Source organism: Pseudorhodoferax soli, assembly GCF_003337555.1.
Taxonomy (GTDB): domain Bacteria; phylum Pseudomonadota; class Gammaproteobacteria; order Burkholderiales; family Burkholderiaceae_C; genus Pseudorhodoferax; species Pseudorhodoferax soli.
This window is the reverse complement of record NZ_QPJK01000016.1, coordinates 76,885-94,396: the sequence shown is the minus strand read 5'-3', so window position 1 is coordinate 94,396 and position 17,512 is coordinate 76,885. Positions and strand designations below refer to the sequence as shown.

The window sequence follows — 17,512 nt, the reverse complement described above, 5'->3', positions numbered from 1 at the left end:
CCATGGCCAACGTCGTTCCGATCCAGAGGACTGCCGCACCCGGCGTTGCCGCCAAGAGTGCGGCAGCGTCCGGCCAGGCACTGTTCGACCGCATCGACCTGCACCTGATCCGGGTGCTGCATGTGGTGCTGACCGAGCGCAGCGTGTCGCGCGCGGCGATCCGGCTGGGCATGCACCAGCCGGCGGTATCGGCCGCGCTCAAGCGGCTGCGCGTGCTGTCCGGCGACCCGCTGCTGGTGCGCACCGGTGGGCGCATGGTGCCCACCGATGCCGCACTGCGGATGGTGGAGCCGGCGGCCAGCATCCTGCGGGCGGCCGAGATGCTGTTCGCCGACGCGCGCAGCTTCGATCCGCAGACCGCGACCGACACCTTCCGCATCGCCGCCAGCGACTACCTGGACCCGTTGTTCCTGCCCACGCTGGTGGCCGACATCAAGCGCCAGGCGCCTGGCGTGCACATCGAGATCCACCCGCTGTCGCCCGATTCCGACTACCAGGCCCATCTCGCGCAAGGCCATGTCGACCTGGTGATCGGCAACTGGATGGAGCCGCCGGAGGACTTGCACATGGCGCGGCTGTTCGGCGACGAGGTGGTGTCCATGGTGAGCCGCGACCACCCGGCCGTGCGCCGCGGCTGGGACCTGGACACCTGGCTGGCAGCCGAGCACATCGCGCCCATGCCGACGCACCCCGGCGCGCGCGGCATCATCGACCAGATGCTGGACCGCCAGGGACAGCGGCGCAACGTGGTGGCGCGCTGCGCCTACTTCGGCCTGATCCCCGACATGGTGGCCAACAGCCTGCTGGTGCTGACCACCGGCCGCCAGTACTGCGAGCGCGCCGCCGCACGGCTGCCGCTGGCCATCCTCGACTGCCCGGCCGCGCTGCCGCGACTGATGTACTACCAGCTCTGGCATGCGCGCAGCCACAGTTCGATCGCCGCGCGCTGGCTGCGTGCGCGCACCAAGGATGTGGCCGCCGCGCTGCGCACGTCCGCGGACCGCTGAATTTCCCAAACACAACATTTCCAAACGGACGGAGACCCCATGAACTGGACAGAACGCGTGTTCAAGCTGAAAGAACACGAGACCACGGTGCGCACCGAGCTGATGGCCGGGCTCACCACCTTCCTGACGATGGCCTACATCATCTTCGTCAACCCCTCGATCCTGGGCGACGCCGGCATGCCCAAGGACGCCGTGTTCGTCGCCACCTGCCTGATCGCGGCGCTGGGCACGACCATCATGGGCCTTTACGCCAACTATCCGATCGCCCTGGCGCCCGGCATGGGGCTGAACGCCTACTTCGCCTATGTGGTGGTGCTCAAGATGGGCTTCACCTGGCAGGCCGCGCTGGGCGCGGTGTTCGTCTCGGGTTGCCTGTTCCTGCTGGTCACGCTGTTCCGGCTGCGCGGGCTCATCATCCGCGGCATCCCGCTGTCGCTGCGCTACGCCATCACGGTGGGCATCGGCCTGTTCCTGGCGTTGATCGCACTCAAGAGCGCGGGCATCGTGGCGGCTTCGCCGGCCACCTTCGTGACGCTGGGCGACCTGCACACGGCGCCCGTGGTGCTGGCCGTTCTGGGCTTCGTGCTGATCGTGGTGCTGGACAAGCTCAAGGTGCCGGGGGCCATCCTGATCGGCATCGTGGCCGTGACCGTCGCCTCGTTCTTCTTCGGCGGCAACCAGTTCCGCGGCGTCTTCTCGGCACCGCCTTCGATCGCGCCGACCTTCCTGCAGCTGGACATCAAGGGTGCGCTGACGGGTGGCCTGCTCAACGTCGTCATGGTGTTTTTCCTGGTCGAGCTGTTCGACGCCACCGGCACGCTGATGGGCGTGGCCAAGCGCGCCGGCCTGCTGGTGCCGGGCAAGATGGACCGCCTCAACAAGTCGCTGCTGGCCGACAGCGGCGCCATCTTCGCGGGCTCGCTGCTGGGCACCTCCAGCACCACGGCCTACGTGGAGAGCGCTGCCGGTGTGCAGGCCGGCGGCCGCACCGGCCTCACGGCGGTGACCGTGGCCGTGCTGTTCCTGGCCTGCCTGTTCATCGCGCCGCTGGCCGGTGTGGTGCCGGCCTATGCAACCGCGCCGGCGCTGTTCTTCGTCGCCTGCCTGATGCTGCGCGAACTCACCGAACTCGACTGGGACGACACCACCGAGGTGATCCCGGCCGCCGTGACGGCGCTGACCATGCCCTTCACCTATTCCATCGCCAACGGCCTGGCCTTCGGCTTCATCACGTATGCGGCGCTCAAGCTGTTCACCGGCAAGATGCGCGAAGTGCACTGGATGGTCTGGGTCATCGGCGGCGTGTTCCTGTTCAAGTTCATCTACATCGGAGGCCACTGAGCCACATGACTGCGTCCACGAAAGCCTACCGCGCGCGCCTGCTGCGTTTCTCGCCCCAGGGCGAGGCCCTGTTCGAGGAGGATGGCCTGCTGGTGGTCGGCACCGACGCCGACGGCGTGCAGCGCGTCCGCGAGGCCGGCCCCTACCGCGACCTTGCCGCACGCCACGCGCAGGTGCCGGTCACCTACTGGCCCGACCGCATCATCGCCCCGGGTTTCCTGGACATGCACGTGCACTTCCCGCAGACCGACATCATCGGCGCGCCGGCCGAGGGGCTGCTGCCCTGGCTGGAGAACTACACCTTCCCGGCCGAGACACGGTTCGCCGACGCCGCGCATGCTGCCGACGTCGCGGGCTTCTTCTTCGACGAACTGCAGCGCAACGGCGTGACCACGGCGCTGACCTTCTGCACCTCGCATCCCGCTTCCGTCGACGCGTTCTTCGGCGAGGCGCAGCGGCGCGGCCTGCGCATGATGGGCGGCAAGGTGCTGCAAGACCGGCACTCACCCGACGGCGTGCGCGACGAGACCGAGCAAAGCCTCATCGACACCGAGGCGCTGATTCGCAAGTGGCACAACAAGGGGCGGCTGGGCTATGCGATCACGCCGCGCTTCGCGCCGACCAGCACCGACGCGCAGCTGCGCGGCGCGGGCGAACTCGCTGCCAAATACCCGGACACCTGGATCCACTCGCACGTGGCGGAAAACAAGGACGAGGTGCGCTGGGCGCGCGAGCTGTTTCCCGAGGCGCGTTCCTACCTGGATGTCTACACCGGCTTCGGCCTGATGCGCGAACGTGCGGTCTATGCGCACTGCATCCATTTCGACGATGCCGACCGCGCGCTGATGCGCGAAACCGGGACAGCCGCGGCCGTGAGCCCGACCAGCAACCTGTTCCTGGGCAGCGGGTTCTTCGACTATGAAGGGGCGGACCGTGTCGGCATGCGCCATGGCCTGGCCAGCGACGTGGGAGGGGGCACGAGCTTCAGCCCCTTCCACACCATGCTGGCGGCCTACTACGTGGGACGCGAGGGCCAGACCAAGCCGGGCCTGAGCCTGGCGCCTTCGCGCCTGTGGTGGAACCACACCGGCGGCGCGGCGCAGGCCCTGGGGCTGCAGGGCGTGGTGGGCACGCTGCAGGCCGGCACCGAGGCCGATTTCCTCGTGCTCAACCCGGCAGCCACACCGCTGCTGGCGCGCAAGACGGCGCTGGCAGACAACCTGGAGGAGTTGTTGTTCGCGCTGATCGTGCTGGGCGACGACCGCCTGGTGGAGCAGGTGGTCACGGCGGGCGCTGCCACGCCCGCCTGAAAGACGCCATGCGCGAAGACCGGTGGCTGCGGCATGGCAGGCGGCGGCGGGCGTGGCCCGCCCAGCGCTCAGGCCAGCGCCATCGAGATGTCGTTGCTGGGGATCTTGCGGTCGAAGGTCAGCGAGGATTCCAGGCGCTGCAGGTGCTGCTCCATGAGCTGCACGGCGCGCTCCTCGGCGCGTTCGGAAATCGCATCGAGCAGTGCGTCGTGCTCATCGTCGGCGAACTCCGGGCCGGTGTCCTTCTGGTACATCAGCGTGATCAGCGAGCAGCGCGACAGCAGCTCCACCATCATCTGCACCAGCACTTCGTTGTCGAGCAGGCGGGCCATCTGCAAATGGAAGTCGCCGGCCAATTCGATGCGCTGCGCGGCGTCCTTGCTTTCCTTGATCACGGCCTTCTGCCGCCCCAGGTGCTCGCGCAGCGACTTGATGCGCGACGGTGTGGCCTCGCGCACGAATGCGCGCGTCATCTCGGCCTCCAGCATGCGCCGCACCGCGAAGACTTGGCGCGCCTCGTTCACCGAGGGCGCGGCGACGAAGGCACCGCGCGCGGGCTCGAGCCGGATCAGCCGGTTCTGCGACAGCTGGAACAGCGCCTGGCGCACCAGCGTGCGCGAGACGCCGAAGTGGTCCGCGAGCTTCTGCTCCGCCAGCTTGGTGCCGGGATGCAGTCGGTGTTCGACGATGGCCTTGGTGAGCGCGTCGACGATGGTTGTGGTGTTGGTGCCGGTATTGTCCATTGCACCATCATAGCTGCATTCGTATTCGTATACACGAATGTTTCATTTGTAAGCGCGCCGTCGTCAGTCCTGGCCTTCCGACAAGGTGTCGAGCTGGAAGCGGCCGCTGCGGTGCCACAGCCAGGTGTCCACATAGCGCACGCGGCCCAGCCGGGCCGGCTGGGGGAAGGGTGCGGCGGCGCGCACGGTGCGCTCGATCTCGCGCACCACCTCGGGCGCATGGCTGGGCGCGCGCATCCAGTGCAGGCGTTGCACCTGGCCTTGGCGGTCCAGTTCGACCTCCAGCACGCCGATGGCGTACAGGTTGGGTGGCAACCGGCCGGCATAGATGCGCTCGGCATTGGCAGCGTACAGGTGTGTGGCAGCGTCCTGACGGTAGTCGCGCGGTGTGCCGGCGTTGGACACGCGTGGTGCGGCCGGCCGGCTGGCAGGGCCGGGCGCACTGCCCTGCGGGCCAGGGCGGCCGCCGCCATCGGGCGCGCCCGGTTGCGCGGCCGGCGACGGCGATGCGGCCGGCGGCTGGCCCAGCGGCGCACAGCCGATCAACAGGGCGGCCGAACCGCCGACGAGGGCGCTCGTCCACAAACGGCGCTGCAGGGTGGACAAGGGCATGGATGCTCGCAAAGCTGGAAACAGCGGCGCAGTCTACCGAAGGGGCCGCCCTGCGCCGTCGCGGCGGTCCACGGCCGTTTTTTCCGGGCGCGTGGCCACGCGACCACAACCACAAGAAAGCGATGACATGTTCGAATCTTTTTGCCTAAAATCCCGCCCGGTCGCAGCGGCGCGGTGCCCGGTTCACGGACACCTCAGCGCGGCCCCCCGCTTGCTCAGAGCGCCCGCAGTGGTGAGCAGCTTTCCCCACGGTGCCATCGCGCACCCCGAGGTTTGAGATGGAAAGCTACTACCTGGACTGGGCCAACCTGCTGCTGCGTTGGCTGCACGTCATCACCGCGATCGCCTGGATCGGCGCATCGTTCTACTTCGTGATGCTGGACAGCAGCCTCGAAAAACCCAAGGACCAGGAATCGCTGGACAAGGGCGTCGGCGGCGAGCAATGGGCCGTGCACGGCGGCGGCTTCTACAACGCGCAGAAGTACACCGTCTCGCCGAAGAAGCTGCCCGACCACCTGCACTGGTCGTACTGGGAGAGCTACTCCACCTGGCTCAGCGGCTTCGCGCTGTTCTCTGTCTCCTACCTCTGGAACGCCAGCACCTACCTGATCGACAAGTCCAAGATGGACTGGTCCCCAGGCGCTGCCATCGGCGTGGCGCTGGCCTTCTTCGTGGTGTTCTGGATGGTCTACGACACCATCTGCCAGGTGTTCGGCAAGCGCAAGAACGGTGATGGCATCGTCGGCTTCCTGCTGTTCGTGTTCATCTGCTTCGCGGCCTGGCTGGCCTGTCATTGGTTCGCCGGCCGCGCCGCCTTCCTGCTGGTCGGCGCCATGCTGGCCACCACGATGAGCGCCAACGTGTTCTTCTGGATCATCCCCGGCCAGCGCAAGAACGTCGCCAACCTGCGTGCCGGCCTGCCGGTCGACCCGATCCACGGCATCCGCGGCAAGCAGCGCAGCGTGCACAACACCTACTTCACGCTGCCGGTGCTGTTCGCGATGCTGAGCGGGCACTACAGCTTCACCTACACGCATCCGCAGAACTGGATGGTGCTGGTGGCGATCATGCTGGGCGGCGCGCTGATCCGTCAGTTCTTCGTCGTGCGCCACCACTGGAAGCTGGGCCGGGCCTCGCACCCGCTGCCGTACGCGCTGGTCGGCGTGGCCATCCTGGTCGGCGTCATCGTGTTGCTCAAGCCGCAACCGGCAGCGCCGGTCGACGCTTCGGCTGCCACGCCGGCCGTGGGCCTTGCGCAGGTGCAGCAGCTGGTGCAGCAGCACTGCCTGGCCTGCCACGGCGCCCAGGTGCAGATGAAGAACGTGCGGCTCGATTCGACGGCGGGCATTGCGCAGCACGCCCAGGCGATCTACCAGCAGGTGACGGTGACCAAGATCATGCCCATGGGCAACGCCACCGGCATGACCGAAGCCGACCGCGCCTTGATCGGCCGCTGGTTCCAGGAAGGCGCCAAGACGAACTGAGCCGCCAGCACGGCGGCGGGCTTTGGCGTATGGTCACGCTCCCATTTTCCTGTTCGCCAGGAGCGAGACGTCCCATGCCCCTTTCCATGTACCAGGCCTCGGTGCCCGTGTTCCAGCGCCAACTCGGCGTGCTGTCGCAACTGCTGCACAAGGGCCTGGCCCATGTGCAGGCCCAGGGCCTGGAACCGGCCACGCTGGTGCAGGCGCGGCTGGCACCCGACATGTACACGCTGGCCGGCCAGGTGCAAGGCGCCAGCGATGCGGCCAAGTTCGGTGCCGCACGGCTTGCCGGCATCACGCCGCCGCGCTTCGAGGACAACGAGGCCACGTTCGAGGAGCTGCAGGCGCGCATCGCCGGCACGCTGGAGTTCCTGGCCACGGTGCAGCCCGCCCAGTTCGATGGCAGCGAGGGCAAGTCCATCGTTCTCAAGGTCGGCGGGCGTGAGATGCCGTTCGAAGGCCAGCCCTACCTGCTGGGCTTCGTGCTGCCCAACTTCTTCTTCCACGTGACCACGGCCTACGCGATCCTGCGCCACCAGGGCGTGGCGATCGGCAAGCGGGACTTCCTGGGCTCCTGAATCCGGCGCAGGCCGGGTTGTTGCCACTGCGGCGCGCAGCGTCCCGAGGCTAGAGTGGGCGCCGACCATCGTCGGTCGACCCACCACCACAAAGGAGACACGACATGCTTGCACGCTGGAAATGCGCGGCCGCCCTGGCCTGCGCCCTCGCCGCATCCGCCGCCCTGGCACAGGGTCCCGGCTGTCCGGAGAAGAACCTGCTGTATTGGTTGGCTTTCCCGCCTGGCGGTGAGACCGACCTGGCGGCACGGCACCAGCAGGTCGTGCTCAAGAAGCGCTGCCCGGCCATCGACACCATCGTGCAGTACAAGCCGGGCGCCGGGGGCGGCCTGCTCTGGGGCCAGATGAACCAGATGCCTGGCGACGGCCTCAACATCGTGGGCATCAACCTGCCGCACATCGTGTTCCAGCCTCTGGAGGGGCAGGTGCAGTACAAGACCGACGACATCACGCCGGTGTTCTGGTTCCACTACACGCCCGACATCCTGGTCGTGCCCGAGCAGAGCCCGATCAAGACCTTCGCCGAGTTCGTGCAGGCGGCCAAGGCCGATCCCGGCAAGCTGAGCCTGGGCGGCTCGGGGCTGAATTCGGCCAACCATGCGGCGCACGAACGCATGAACGCGGCCTTCGGGGTGAAGACCACCTACATCCCCTACAAGGGCACGGGCGACATGTCGGTCGCGCTGCTCGGTGCGCAGATCGGCGGTGCCATGACCTACACCGCCTGGACCATCAACAACAAGGGCAAGGTGCGCGGCCTGGCCGTGGCGATGGAGCAGCGCCATCCGCTGCTGCCCGATGTGCCGACCTTCCGTGAACTGGGCGTGGACTGGGTCGACGGCGCCTACCGCGGCATCGGCGTGCCCAAGTCCACCCCGCCGGAGGCGCGCAAGCGGCTCGCGGATCTGTGGGCCGCCATCAACCAGGACCCGGAGATGAAAGAGCTGGCGGCCCGCAACGGCCTGGAGCTGGTGCAGGTCGGCAGCGAGCAGATGCCCTCTTTCATGCAGGACAAGACGCGGCTCTACACCGAAAGCGCACAGCGGCTGGGCCTGGGCAGGAAGTAGCCGGCCGGGGCGGCACAATGCGCGGCGGAGACCCCAGCCCATGACCGCCACCACCGCCACCACCGCCCCCGATCCTGCGCAGGCCCCGCGCGACTTCCTGCTGCACCTGTACCGCGCCGCGGTGGAGCGCGCCTTGCCGTTGCACAACATGGCTGCGCACCTGCCCGCGCCGCCGCGCGGCCGCACGCTGGTGCTGGGCGCCGGCAAGGCCGGCGGCGCCATGGCGCAGGCCCTGGAAGCGCTGTGGCCGGCCGACGCCCCCCTGGAAGGCCTGGTCGTCACGCGTTACCACCATGTTCCGCCGCGGCCCGCAGGCCTCGCCCAACGCATCGAGGTCGTGGAGGCCGCGCATCCCGTGCCGGATGCGGCTGGCCTGGCGGCCGCGCAGCGCATGCTGGCGTTGACCGAAGGCCTCACGGCGGACGACCTCGTGCTGTGCCTGATGTCGGGCGGTGCCTCTGCGCTGCTGACCCTGCCGGCCGACGGGCTGGTGCTGGAAGACAAGCAGCGCATCAACCGCGAACTGCTGGCCTCGGGCGCCGGCATCCACGAGATGAACTGCGTGCGCAAGCACCTTTCGCGCATCAAGGGCGGCCGGCTGGCTGCGGCCTGCGCGCCGGCGCAAGTGCTCACGTTGACCATCAGCGACGTGCCGGGCGACGACCCTTCGGTGATCGGCAGCGGCCCGACCGTGCCCGACACGACGACCTGCGCAGAGGCGCTCGCCATCCTCGCGCGCTACGGCATCGCTGTGCCTGCGGCGATCGACGCGGCGTTGCGCTCCGGTGCACTCGAAACCCCCAAACCCGGCGACGCGCGCTTCGAAGGCCACGCCGTGCGCATGATCGCCACGCCGCAGCAGTCGCTGGAGGCCGCGGCGGCCGCCGCACGTGCGGCCGGCATCACGCCGCACATCCTGTCCGACGAGATCGAGGGCGAGTCGCGCGAGGTCGGCAAGGTGCATGCGGCGCTTGCGCGCGCCGTGGCCCAGCGTGGCCAGCCTTTTGCGCGGCCCTGCGTGATCCTGTCGGGCGGGGAGACCACCGTCACGGTGCGGCGCCAGCCCGAGGGCACGCCGCGCGGCCGGGGCGGGCGCGCCGGCGAGTTCTGCCTGGGCCTGGCCCAGGCCCTGCAAGGCCAGGCCGGCGTGTACGCGCTGGCCGCCGATACCGACGGCATCGACGGCGTGGAGGATAACGCTGGCGCCAGCGTGCAGCCCGACACCTTGGCGCGGGCCGAGGCCGCCGGCCTCAAGGTGGCGGCCCACCTGGACCGCAACGACGCCTACGGCTACTTCGACGCGCTGGGCGACCTGGTCGTGACCGGGCCCACGCACACCAATGTCAACGACTTCCGCGCCTTGCTGGTTCTGTAGGCGCTTGCTGGACGACCCATGGATGCTGCTTCTCCCGGGCTGACCAAGCCCACCGTGCTGGTGGTGGACGACACGCCGGACAACCTGTCGCTCATGAGCGCGCTGCTCAAGGATCTGTACAAGGTCAAGGTGGCCAACCATGGCGAGCGCGGCCTGCGCATCGCCAACTCCGACCCGCCGCCCGACCTGATCCTGTTGGACATCATGATGCCGGACATCGACGGCTACGAGGTCTGCGCGCGGCTCAAGGCCGAGCCACGCACGCGCGACATCCCGGTGATCTTCCTGACCGCGCGTTCAGAGGTGGAGGACGAGACCCGCGGGCTGGAGCTCGGCGCGGCCGACTACATCACCAAGCCCATCAGTCCGCCCATCGTGCTGGCGCGCGTGCATGCCCACCTGACGCTGAAGGCGCACGCGGACTTCCTGCGCGACAAGAGCGCCTACCTGCAGGCCGAGGTGGCCAAGCGCACGGCCGAGGTGCAGGCCATCCAGGACGTAACCATCATGGCCATGGCCTCGCTGGCGGAAACGCGCGACAACGAGACCGGCGCGCACATCCGGCGCACCCAGCTGTACGTGCGCCGGCTGGCCGAGCAACTGAAGGACCACCCGCGCTTCTCGGGCGACCTGACCGAGCGCACCATCGAGCTGCTGTACAAGTCCGCGCCGCTGCACGACATCGGCAAGGTCGGCATCCCGGACGAGATCCTGCTCAAGCCGGGCAAGCTCACGCCCGAGGAGTTCGAGGTCATGAAGACCCACACCACGCTGGGCCATGCTGCGATCTCGGAGGCCGAGCAGCGCCTGGGCATGAAGGTGGACTTCCTCTCGCTGGCCAAGGAGATCGCGCTGTCGCACCAGGAGAAGTGGGACGGCTCGGGCTACCCGCAGGCGCTGGCGGGCGAAGCGATCCCGCTGTCGGCCCGGCTCATGGCGCTGGCCGACGTGTACGACGCGCTGATCAGCAAGCGCGTCTACAAGCCGGCCTTCCCGCACGAGGAGGCGGTGCGCATCGTGGTCGAAGGCCGCGGCAAGCACTTCGACCCGGACGTGGTCGACGCCTTCCTGGCCGTGGCCGAGGATTTCCGCCAGATCGCCGCCACGCACCGCGACGACAACTGACGGCAGGGCGGGGCTTAGGCTTCGCCCTTGTCGTCGGCGGCTTCGCCGTCCGTCATGCCGGCCTTGTCATCGGCTGGCGCGCTGTCCGACAGCGTGAGCTTCTGGCGCACGCCGGCCTTCTCGCCAGCGGTCGCGAACTTGCTGTACTTGCCCACCAGGCCGATCAACAGGCCGTAGATCTTGGGGTTGGCGGCCAGGCATTCCTTCTGGTCCAGGAAATCGGCCTCACCCGACAGGTTGCCGATCAGGCCGCCGGCCTCGGTCACGAGCAGCGAGCCCGCGGCTGCGTCCCAGGGCGACAGGCCCTTCTCGAAGAAACCGTCGGTGTAGCCCGCCGCGACATAGGCCAGGTCCAGCGCGGCGGCGCCAGGACGGCGAATGCCGGCCGTGCGCTGCATCACGTCGCCCATCATGGACATGTATTCCTTGAAGTTGTCGCCCGGGCGGAACGGGAAGCCCGTGGAGATCAGGCACTCGCCCAGGCGCACGCGGCGCGAGACGCGCAGGCGGCGATCGTTCAGGTAGGCGCCGCGGCCGCGCGTGGCCGTGAACAGGTCGTTGCGCGTGGGGTCGTAGACCACGGCCTGCTCGATGCGGCCCTTGACGGCCAGCGCGATGCTCACGCAGTAGAACGGGAAGCCGTGGATGAAGTTGGTGGTGCCGTCCAGCGGATCGATGATCCAGACGAACTCGGAATCCTTGGCGCCATGCTCGGAGCCCGATTCCTCGGCCAGGATGCCGTGGCCCGGGTAGGCCTCCAGCAGCGTCTGGATGATGATGGCCTCGCTCGCCTGGTCGACCTCCGTCACGAAGTCGTTCACCTGCTTTTGCGAGATCCGCACGGCCTCGACGTCGAGTGCGGCGCGGTTGATGATGGCGCCGGCGGCGCGAGCGGCCTTGACGGCCACATTGAGCATGGGGTGCTGGTTGAACGACATGGTTTGTGAAGAGGAGCGAAGCGGGGCGGTCTGCGATCAGGCCGGCGAGAATCGCGGGATTTTACCGATGCTCCAGCCATTTACGCCATGCGCACCCGTTTTGTCCTGATCCGCACCAGCCATGCCGGCAACGTGGGTGCCGCCGCGCGCGCCATGAAGGTCATGGGTTTCGACGACCTGGTGCTGGTCGCGCCGCGCTGGCCCAACGTGCTGCGGCGCCAGGAAACCATCCAGCGCGCGAGTGGCGCCTTGGATGTGCTGGAGAAGGCACGCATCGTCGAAACGCTGGACGAGGCGCTGGACGGCATGGACCATTTGTGCGCCACGGCCATGACACCGCGCGACTTCGGTCCGCCCACGCGCGCGCCGCGGCCGCACTTCGAGGCCTTGCTGGCGCCCGATGCGCTGCGGCCCGGCGGTGTGGCCTTCCTGTTCGGCTCCGAGCGCTTCGGCATGGCCAACGAGGACGTCTACCGCTGCCACGTCGCCATGAGCATCCCGGCCAATCCGTCCTTCGGCTCGCTGAACCTGGGTGCGGCGATCCAGGTCGTGGCCTACGAATGGCGCCAGGCGCTGGGTGGCTACGCGGTGCAGTCCAGCACGGCCGAGCACCAGCCAGCCGATGCGCGCCATCTGAACGGCATGCTGGAGCATTGGCGCGAGGCCCTGGTCGCGCTCGACTACCTGGATCCTGAGGCGCCCAAGAAGCTCATGCCGCGGCTGAACCAGCTGTTCAACCGCGCCCAGCCCAGCCAGGAGGAAATCCACATCCTGCGCGGCGTCGCCAAGGCCATGCTGAAAGCAGCGGAACGGGCAAATCGCTAGACTCGCCCGATGTTTTTCGCCCGCCTGCGCACAGACATCCGTTGCATCCTCGAGCGCGACCCCGCTGCGCGCAGTGGCTGGGAGGTGTTGACCTGTTACCCGGGCATCCACGCGCTGATCCTGCACCGGCGCGCGCACTGGTTCTGGAACCATGGCTTCAAGTGGTTGGGCCGGGCCACCTCGCAGCTGTCGCGCTGGCTCACCGGCATCGAGATCCATCCGGGGGCCAAAGTGGGCGAGCGCGTGTTCTTCGACCATGCCATGGGCGTGGTGGTCGGCGAGACGGCCGAGATCGGCGACGGCTGCACGATCTACCAGGGCGTGACCCTGGGCGGCACCTCGCTCTACAAGGGCACCAAACGCCACCCCACGCTGGGCCGCGACGTGGTGGTCAGCGCGGGCGCCAAGGTGTTGGGCGGCTTCGTTGTGGGCGATGGCGCCAAGATCGGCTCGAATGCCGTGGTCATCAAGCCCGTGCCGGCCGGCGCCACGGCCGTGGGCATTCCGGCGCGCATCATCATGCCCAAGGGCGAGAACACGGGCGATGCCGCGATGTCTACACCGCGCTTTTCGGCCTACGGCGTCACGCCCGAGGACGATCCGCTGAGCCAGGCCATGCGCGGCCTGATCGACAGCACGGCCGCACAGGACCACCAGATCACATTGCTCTGGAAAGCCGTCGAGCAGCTGTCACGCCAGCAGAAGCAGGGCGACTGCGTGCCACAGGATGCGGCGCGCGCCGAGTGCTTCGAAGCCGAAAAGCTCGCGCAGCTGATCGGCAAATAGCCCGGTCTCAGACGGCCGGCTGGCGCCGTGCCGACTTGGGACGGAAGGCGGCGCAGACGGCGTCGTTCGATTCCAGATAGGGGCCGCCGATCAGGTCGATGCAGTAGGGCACGGCTGCGAAGATGCCGGGCACCAGTTGTGCGCCCTGCGCGTCCTTCAAGCCCTCCAGCGTTTCCTGGATGGCCTTGGGCTGGCCCGGCAGGTTCACGATCAGGCAACGCCCGCGCACCACGGCAACCTGGCGCGACAGGATGGACGTGGGCACGAAGCGCAGGCCGATCTGGCGCATCTGTTCGCCAAAGCCCGGCAACTCCTTCTCGGCCACGGCCAGCGTGGCTTCTGGCGTCACGTCGCGCGGTGCGGGGCCGGTGCCGCCGGTGGTGAGCACCAGATTGCAGCCGGCGTCGACGAGTTCGACCAGCGTGGCGCTGATGCCGGCCTGTTCGTCGGGAATCAGGCGCTCCTCGAAGCTGAGCGGGTTGCGCAGCGCACGGCTCAGCCAGTCGCGCAGCGCGGGCAAGCCTTTGTCTTCGTAGACCCCGGCCGAGGCGCGGTCGCTGATGGAGACCAGGCCGATGCGCGCAAGTTCAAAGGTCGTTGTCGTCATCGGTTGGCTCGGTCGGCTCGTCGGGCTCGTTCAGTTGCGCGCGCAGCAGCTGGAAGATGTCGCGGTAGGCGCGGCCGTGGCGCGGCGCCAGCCCCGGCTTCTCGGGCACGGCATCCTTGCGCGCCTGGCGCACGAGCGAGCGCAGCTGCTGCGCATCGGTTTCGGGGTACTGGGTCATCCAGCGCGCCAGGGCATCGTCGCCTTCCAGCAGCAGCGTGCGCCATTGTTCGGCGTGGTGCAGCAAGGCTGCCTCGCGCGCCGGGCCGCGGCGCTGCTCGGCCAGCGCAGCGCGGGCTTGGTCCACGGCGCCTTCGTCGAGCTTGCGCATGAGCTTGCCGACGAACTGCGCCTGGCGGCGCCGGCCCTCGAAATTGGTGATGCGGCGCAGTTCGGCCAGGGCATCGGTCAGCTTGTCGGGCAGGCCCAGCTGGGCCAGCCGGTCGGCGCGCAAGGTCAGCAGTTCCTCGCCCAGATCCTGCAGTGCATCGCTCTCGCGCTTCATGTCGGTGCGGCTGGCGCCGTCCGTGCCTTTGAGCTCGGCCTTGAGCTCGAGGTCGAGTTCGCTGCCTTCGGCGACGAACTGGCCCCGCACGAAATAGCCTTTTTTGGGTTTGCGCGACATCGGGAAAACGGTGGGGAAGGGTGAGGGCTTGGACAATGCCCAGGCGGCCGGGCGAGGCCGGTGCGGCCGGTATCATAGCCGGCAACATGAATGCATCTCCCCAAGCAGCCGCGGCCGGCTTCAGCTACAGCCGTACGTTCTTCCAGGAACTCGTGGAGCAGGCCCTGGCCCATGCCAAGAAGATCGGCGCCACCGATGCGGGGGCCGAGGCCTCCGAGGGCTGCGGCCTCTCGGTCTCGGTGCGCAAGGGCGAGCTGGAGAACGTGGAGCGCAACCGCGACAAATCGCTGGGCGTGACGGTCTATGCCGGCAAGCGCCGCGGCAATGCCAGCACCTCCGATTTCTCACCCGCGGCGATCCGCCAGACCGTTCAGGCGGCGTTCGACATCGCGCGCTTCACGGCCGAGGATCCGGCAGCCGGGCTGCCCGACGCGCAGGACATGGCGACCGAGCAGCCCGATCTGGATCTGTTCCATCCCTGGGACATCGACTCCGAAGGCGCGGCCACGCTGGCGCTGCGCTGCGAAGCGGCGGCTTTCGCTACCGACAAGCGCATCACCAACAGCGAGGGCGCAGGCGTCTCGGCCCAGCAATCGCACTTTTTCACCGGGCACAGCTCTGGCTTTCGCGGCGGCTACGCGAGTTCGCGCCATTCGCTTTCGGTTGCACCGATCGCGGGCCGCGGCGCACAGATGCAGCGCGACGCCTGGTACAGCTCGATGCGCAATGCAGACGCGCTGGCCTCGCCCGAGGCCGTGGGGCGCTACGCCGCTGAGCGCGCGCTGTCGCGTCTGAAGGGACGCAAGATCAAGACGCTGGAATGCCCTGTGCTGTTCGAGTCGCCGTTGGCGGCCGGGCTGGTCGGCGGCTTCGTGCAGGCGGTCAGCGGCGGCGCGTTGTACCGGCGCAGCAGTTTCCTGCTCGATGCACTGGGCAAAGCGGTGTTCCCCGAGCACATCGACCTGCTCGAAGATCCGTTCGTGTTGCGTGGCAAGGGCAGTTCGCCGTTCGACGAAGAGGGCGTGCGCGTGGCCGCACGCAAGGTCGTGGACGCCGGTCGCGTGCAGGGCTATTTCCTGTCGACCTACTCGGCCCGCAAGCTGGGCATGCGCACCACCGGCAATGCCGGCGGCTCGCACAACCTGGTGCTGCAATCACGCCTGACCCAGCCCGGCGACGACCTCGATGCCATGCTGCGCAAGCTGGGCCGCGGCCTGTTCGTGACCGAGCTGATGGGCCAGGGCGTGAACTACGTGACGGGCGATTACTCGCGTGGCGCCAGCGGCTTCTGGGTCGAGAACGGCCAGATCGTCCATCCGGTTGAGGAAATCACCATCGCTGGCAACCTCAAGGACATGTTCCAGGGCATCGTCGCCCTGGGCGCAGATGCCTACAACTACGGCGCCAAGACGGTTGGCTCGGTGCTGGTCGAGCGCATGAAGGTGGCCGGCAGCTAATCGCGGTTGCCGAAGCGGCCGCCGCGCTCGCCGGGTTGGCGGAGGTCTTGTGGCGGCGCGGCACGCGGCGGCTGTGGGCGGTCCTGGCGTTGCTCGCGCTGTTCGCGGCGCTCCGAATGATCGCGTTGATCGCGCTGGTCGCGTTGATCACGCATGAAGCGCTCCTGCTGGCGTTGCGGCTCCTGCAACTGACGCTGTTGCTGGTCCTGTTGCTGACGCAGTTGCTGCATCTGGCGCATCTGCTGCTCCTGCAGCGCGCGTTGCTGCTGTTGCATCTGGTCCTGGCGCTGCAGTTGCTCCTGGCGGACCTGATTGTGGCGCTGGTGCATCTCGTTGCGGTTCTGGTCCTGCTGCTGCTGCTGCTGGCGCCGTTGCTGCTGCCACTCCTGGTCGCGCTGCCAGCGGTCGCGGCGCTCTTGGTCGGCGCGCCCGCCCTGGAAGCCGGGCGCTGGCGTGGCGATGCTCGGTCCCGGTGGGCGCTCGCGCTGGGTGTTGCGCAAGGGCGCTGGTAACGGCAGGCCCACGTTGCCGCGGCCCGGGTCGCGCGGATTGCCGCCGAATCCGGGGCGCCAGGGCTGGCCTGGCGCCAGCGGAAACCAGTCCGTGCCCGGCGTGCGGTGCCGGTTGAAGTTCGGCGGTCGCGGTGCCGGCGCGCCGGCAAAACCGACCAGTGCCGGCGCGTAGAACTGCCGCGGCCCGCGCGGGCCGGGCGCCCAGGCCCAACGGGGGCCGATCTGCACCCAGCGACCATAGTGGAAGGGTGCGAAGCCCCAGCGCGCATCGTCGAACCAGGTCCAGCCCCAGGGGTCGACCCAGCGCCATTGGCCGTGGCGGTAGGGCTCCCAGTTTGCGATGGTTGTGCGCGGGTACCAGACGGTGCCGTACTCCATGGTACTGCTCCATTCGCCGTGCGCGTCGAGCTCCTGGTAGCCCAGCACTTCGCGCGATAGATGCTGAGCGCTGGGCGAGCGGTCTTCGGCCAGGCTGCGGTCTGCTGCCCATTGGTCCAGCGCATCGCGCGGGCCCGCGCCCTGGGCGGCGATGGCGCTGAGGTTGCGGCCCACGTAGCGCGCCTGCTGGGCGGGGGCGAGCGTGGCGGATTCGCCGTTCTCGCCAAACAGGGTGGCGGTGCCGGCACGTGCCAGCACGCGTGTGCTGCCGGGTTCCAGGTCGACGCGGAATTCACCGGGCCGGTCTACCAGCATGGCCAGGTTCTGGGTGTTGACCTCGATGCGCTCGTCGGGCGCCATGTCGCGCACGCGCAGGTTGAGGCTGCCCTGGCGCAGCGTCAGGCGCAGGTCGTTGTCGTCGAGCGCGTCGATGCCCAATTCGGCGGGGCCTTGCAGGCGCAGGGCGTGGGCGCCGGCGTGCAGTTCTGCGCGACTGCCCGCAGCCACGCGGATGCTGTCGCCGGCGGTGAACGGCCAATTGGGGTCGGCAGCCTGCCAGTTGCCATCGGCGCCCGACCATTGCACGCCACCGTCGGGTTGCGAAAGCCGGGCCGCGCGGCCCGGCGGCTCCTGCTGGGCGCCGGCCGGAAGGCTGACGGCGGTTGCCCATGCCAGCGTGGCGGCCGCGGCCCAATTTCTCCAGATCCTTGCGGCCATGGCGGGCCTCCTTTCCAGCTGAGAACGT

At 68.7% G+C, this 17,512-nt stretch carries 17 protein-coding genes; 11 read left to right on the top strand and 6 right to left on the bottom strand.

Annotated elements, in window-relative coordinates; all coding sequences use genetic code 11:
- Positions 1-2 precede the first annotated feature (2 nt).
- The 3 genes from DES41_RS35855 to guaD are packed head-to-tail and all read left to right on the top strand — an operon-like array spanning position 3 to position 3,658.
- The gene (locus tag DES41_RS35855) at positions 3-1,007 is read left to right on the top strand and encodes a LysR family transcriptional regulator (protein ID WP_114472471.1); all 1,005 of its coding nucleotides are present in this window, start codon (positions 3-5) and stop codon (positions 1,005-1,007) included.
- A gap of 39 nt (positions 1,008-1,046) precedes the next feature.
- Positions 1,047-2,348, top strand: coding sequence for an NCS2 family permease (locus tag DES41_RS35850; protein ID WP_114472470.1), 1,302 nt, complete (start codon positions 1,047-1,049; stop codon positions 2,346-2,348).
- A gap of 5 nt (positions 2,349-2,353) precedes the next feature.
- Positions 2,354-3,658, top strand: coding sequence for a guanine deaminase (gene guaD, locus DES41_RS35845; RefSeq protein ID WP_114472469.1), 1,305 nt, complete (start codon positions 2,354-2,356; stop codon positions 3,656-3,658).
- 68 nt (positions 3,659-3,726) lie between these two features.
- Here guaD and DES41_RS35840 read toward each other — a convergent pair whose 3' ends face one another.
- Both DES41_RS35840 and DES41_RS35835 read right to left on the bottom strand, forming a co-directional pair.
- Positions 3,727-4,401, bottom strand: coding sequence for a GntR family transcriptional regulator (locus DES41_RS35840; protein WP_114472468.1), 675 nt, complete (start codon positions 4,399-4,401; stop codon positions 3,727-3,729).
- A 63-nt stretch (positions 4,402-4,464) separates the two neighbouring features.
- Positions 4,465-5,013 carry a hypothetical protein gene (locus DES41_RS35835; RefSeq protein ID WP_114472467.1) on the bottom strand — a complete coding sequence of 183 codons (549 nt, stop codon included), beginning with the start codon at positions 5,011-5,013 and terminating at the stop codon, positions 4,465-4,467.
- 278 nt (positions 5,014-5,291) lie between these two features.
- On the opposite strand from DES41_RS35835, the gene DES41_RS35830 reads away from it, so the two are divergent.
- From DES41_RS35830 to DES41_RS35810, 5 genes are all read left to right on the top strand, one after another.
- Positions 5,292-6,497, top strand: a complete 1,206-nt coding sequence (locus DES41_RS35830) for a urate hydroxylase PuuD (RefSeq protein WP_114472466.1) — start codon at positions 5,292-5,294, stop codon at positions 6,495-6,497.
- A gap of 74 nt (positions 6,498-6,571) precedes the next feature.
- Entirely contained in the window at positions 6,572-7,075 is a 504-nt protein-coding gene (locus tag DES41_RS35825) for a DUF1993 domain-containing protein (protein ID WP_114472465.1), read from the top strand.
- Between the two features lie 104 nt (positions 7,076-7,179).
- Positions 7,180-8,142, top strand: coding sequence for a tripartite tricarboxylate transporter substrate binding protein (locus DES41_RS35820; RefSeq protein ID WP_114472464.1), 963 nt, complete (start codon positions 7,180-7,182; stop codon positions 8,140-8,142).
- A gap of 40 nt (positions 8,143-8,182) precedes the next feature.
- Positions 8,183-9,517 carry a glycerate kinase type-2 family protein gene (locus DES41_RS35815; RefSeq protein WP_114472463.1) on the top strand — a complete coding sequence of 445 codons (1,335 nt, stop codon included), beginning with the start codon at positions 8,183-8,185 and terminating at the stop codon, positions 9,515-9,517.
- Positions 9,518-9,535: 18 nt separating this feature from the next.
- On the top strand, positions 9,536-10,642 hold the full coding sequence (locus DES41_RS35810) for a response regulator (protein WP_114472462.1): 1,107 nt from the start codon (positions 9,536-9,538) through the stop codon (positions 10,640-10,642).
- A gap of 14 nt (positions 10,643-10,656) precedes the next feature.
- On the opposite strand, the gene DES41_RS35805 is transcribed toward DES41_RS35810, so the two are convergent.
- On the bottom strand, positions 10,657-11,580 hold the full coding sequence (locus DES41_RS35805) for an inositol monophosphatase family protein (RefSeq protein ID WP_114472461.1): 924 nt from the start codon (positions 11,578-11,580) through the stop codon (positions 10,657-10,659).
- 87 nt (positions 11,581-11,667) lie between these two features.
- Here DES41_RS35805 and DES41_RS35800 point away from each other — a divergent pair, with 87 nt between their 5' ends.
- Together DES41_RS35800 and cysE are read left to right on the top strand one after the other, a co-directional pair.
- Positions 11,668-12,405: an RNA methyltransferase gene (locus DES41_RS35800; protein WP_114472460.1), complete on the top strand. Its 738-nt coding sequence runs from the start codon at positions 11,668-11,670 to the stop codon at positions 12,403-12,405.
- 9 nt (positions 12,406-12,414) lie between these two features.
- Positions 12,415-13,191 carry a serine O-acetyltransferase gene (gene cysE / locus DES41_RS35795; RefSeq protein WP_114472459.1) on the top strand — a complete coding sequence of 259 codons (777 nt, stop codon included), beginning with the start codon at positions 12,415-12,417 and terminating at the stop codon, positions 13,189-13,191.
- A 7-nt stretch (positions 13,192-13,198) separates the two neighbouring features.
- Here the strand turns inward: cysE and mog are convergent, their stop codons facing one another.
- Both mog and yjgA read right to left on the bottom strand, forming a co-directional pair.
- The gene (gene mog, locus DES41_RS35790; protein WP_114472458.1) at positions 13,199-13,798 is read right to left on the bottom strand and encodes a molybdopterin adenylyltransferase; all 600 of its coding nucleotides are present in this window, start codon (positions 13,796-13,798) and stop codon (positions 13,199-13,201) included.
- Positions 13,779-14,420: a ribosome biogenesis factor YjgA gene (gene yjgA, locus DES41_RS35785; RefSeq protein ID WP_114472457.1), complete on the bottom strand. Its 642-nt coding sequence runs from the start codon at positions 14,418-14,420 to the stop codon at positions 13,779-13,781. The genes mog and yjgA overlap by 20 nt, the downstream gene beginning before the upstream one ends.
- An 86-nt stretch (positions 14,421-14,506) precedes the next feature.
- On the opposite strand from yjgA, the gene pmbA reads away from it, so the two are divergent.
- Entirely contained in the window at positions 14,507-15,877 is a 1,371-nt protein-coding gene (gene pmbA, locus DES41_RS35780; RefSeq protein ID WP_114472456.1) for a metalloprotease PmbA, read from the top strand.
- Here the strand turns inward: pmbA and DES41_RS35775 are convergent.
- A complete protein-coding gene (locus tag DES41_RS35775; RefSeq protein ID WP_114472455.1) occupies positions 15,874-17,484 on the bottom strand; it encodes a DUF6600 domain-containing protein in 1,611 nt (536 codons plus the stop codon). The two genes, pmbA and DES41_RS35775, sit on opposite strands and share 4 nt — an antisense overlap.
- Between the last annotated feature and the right edge of the window lie 28 nt (positions 17,485-17,512).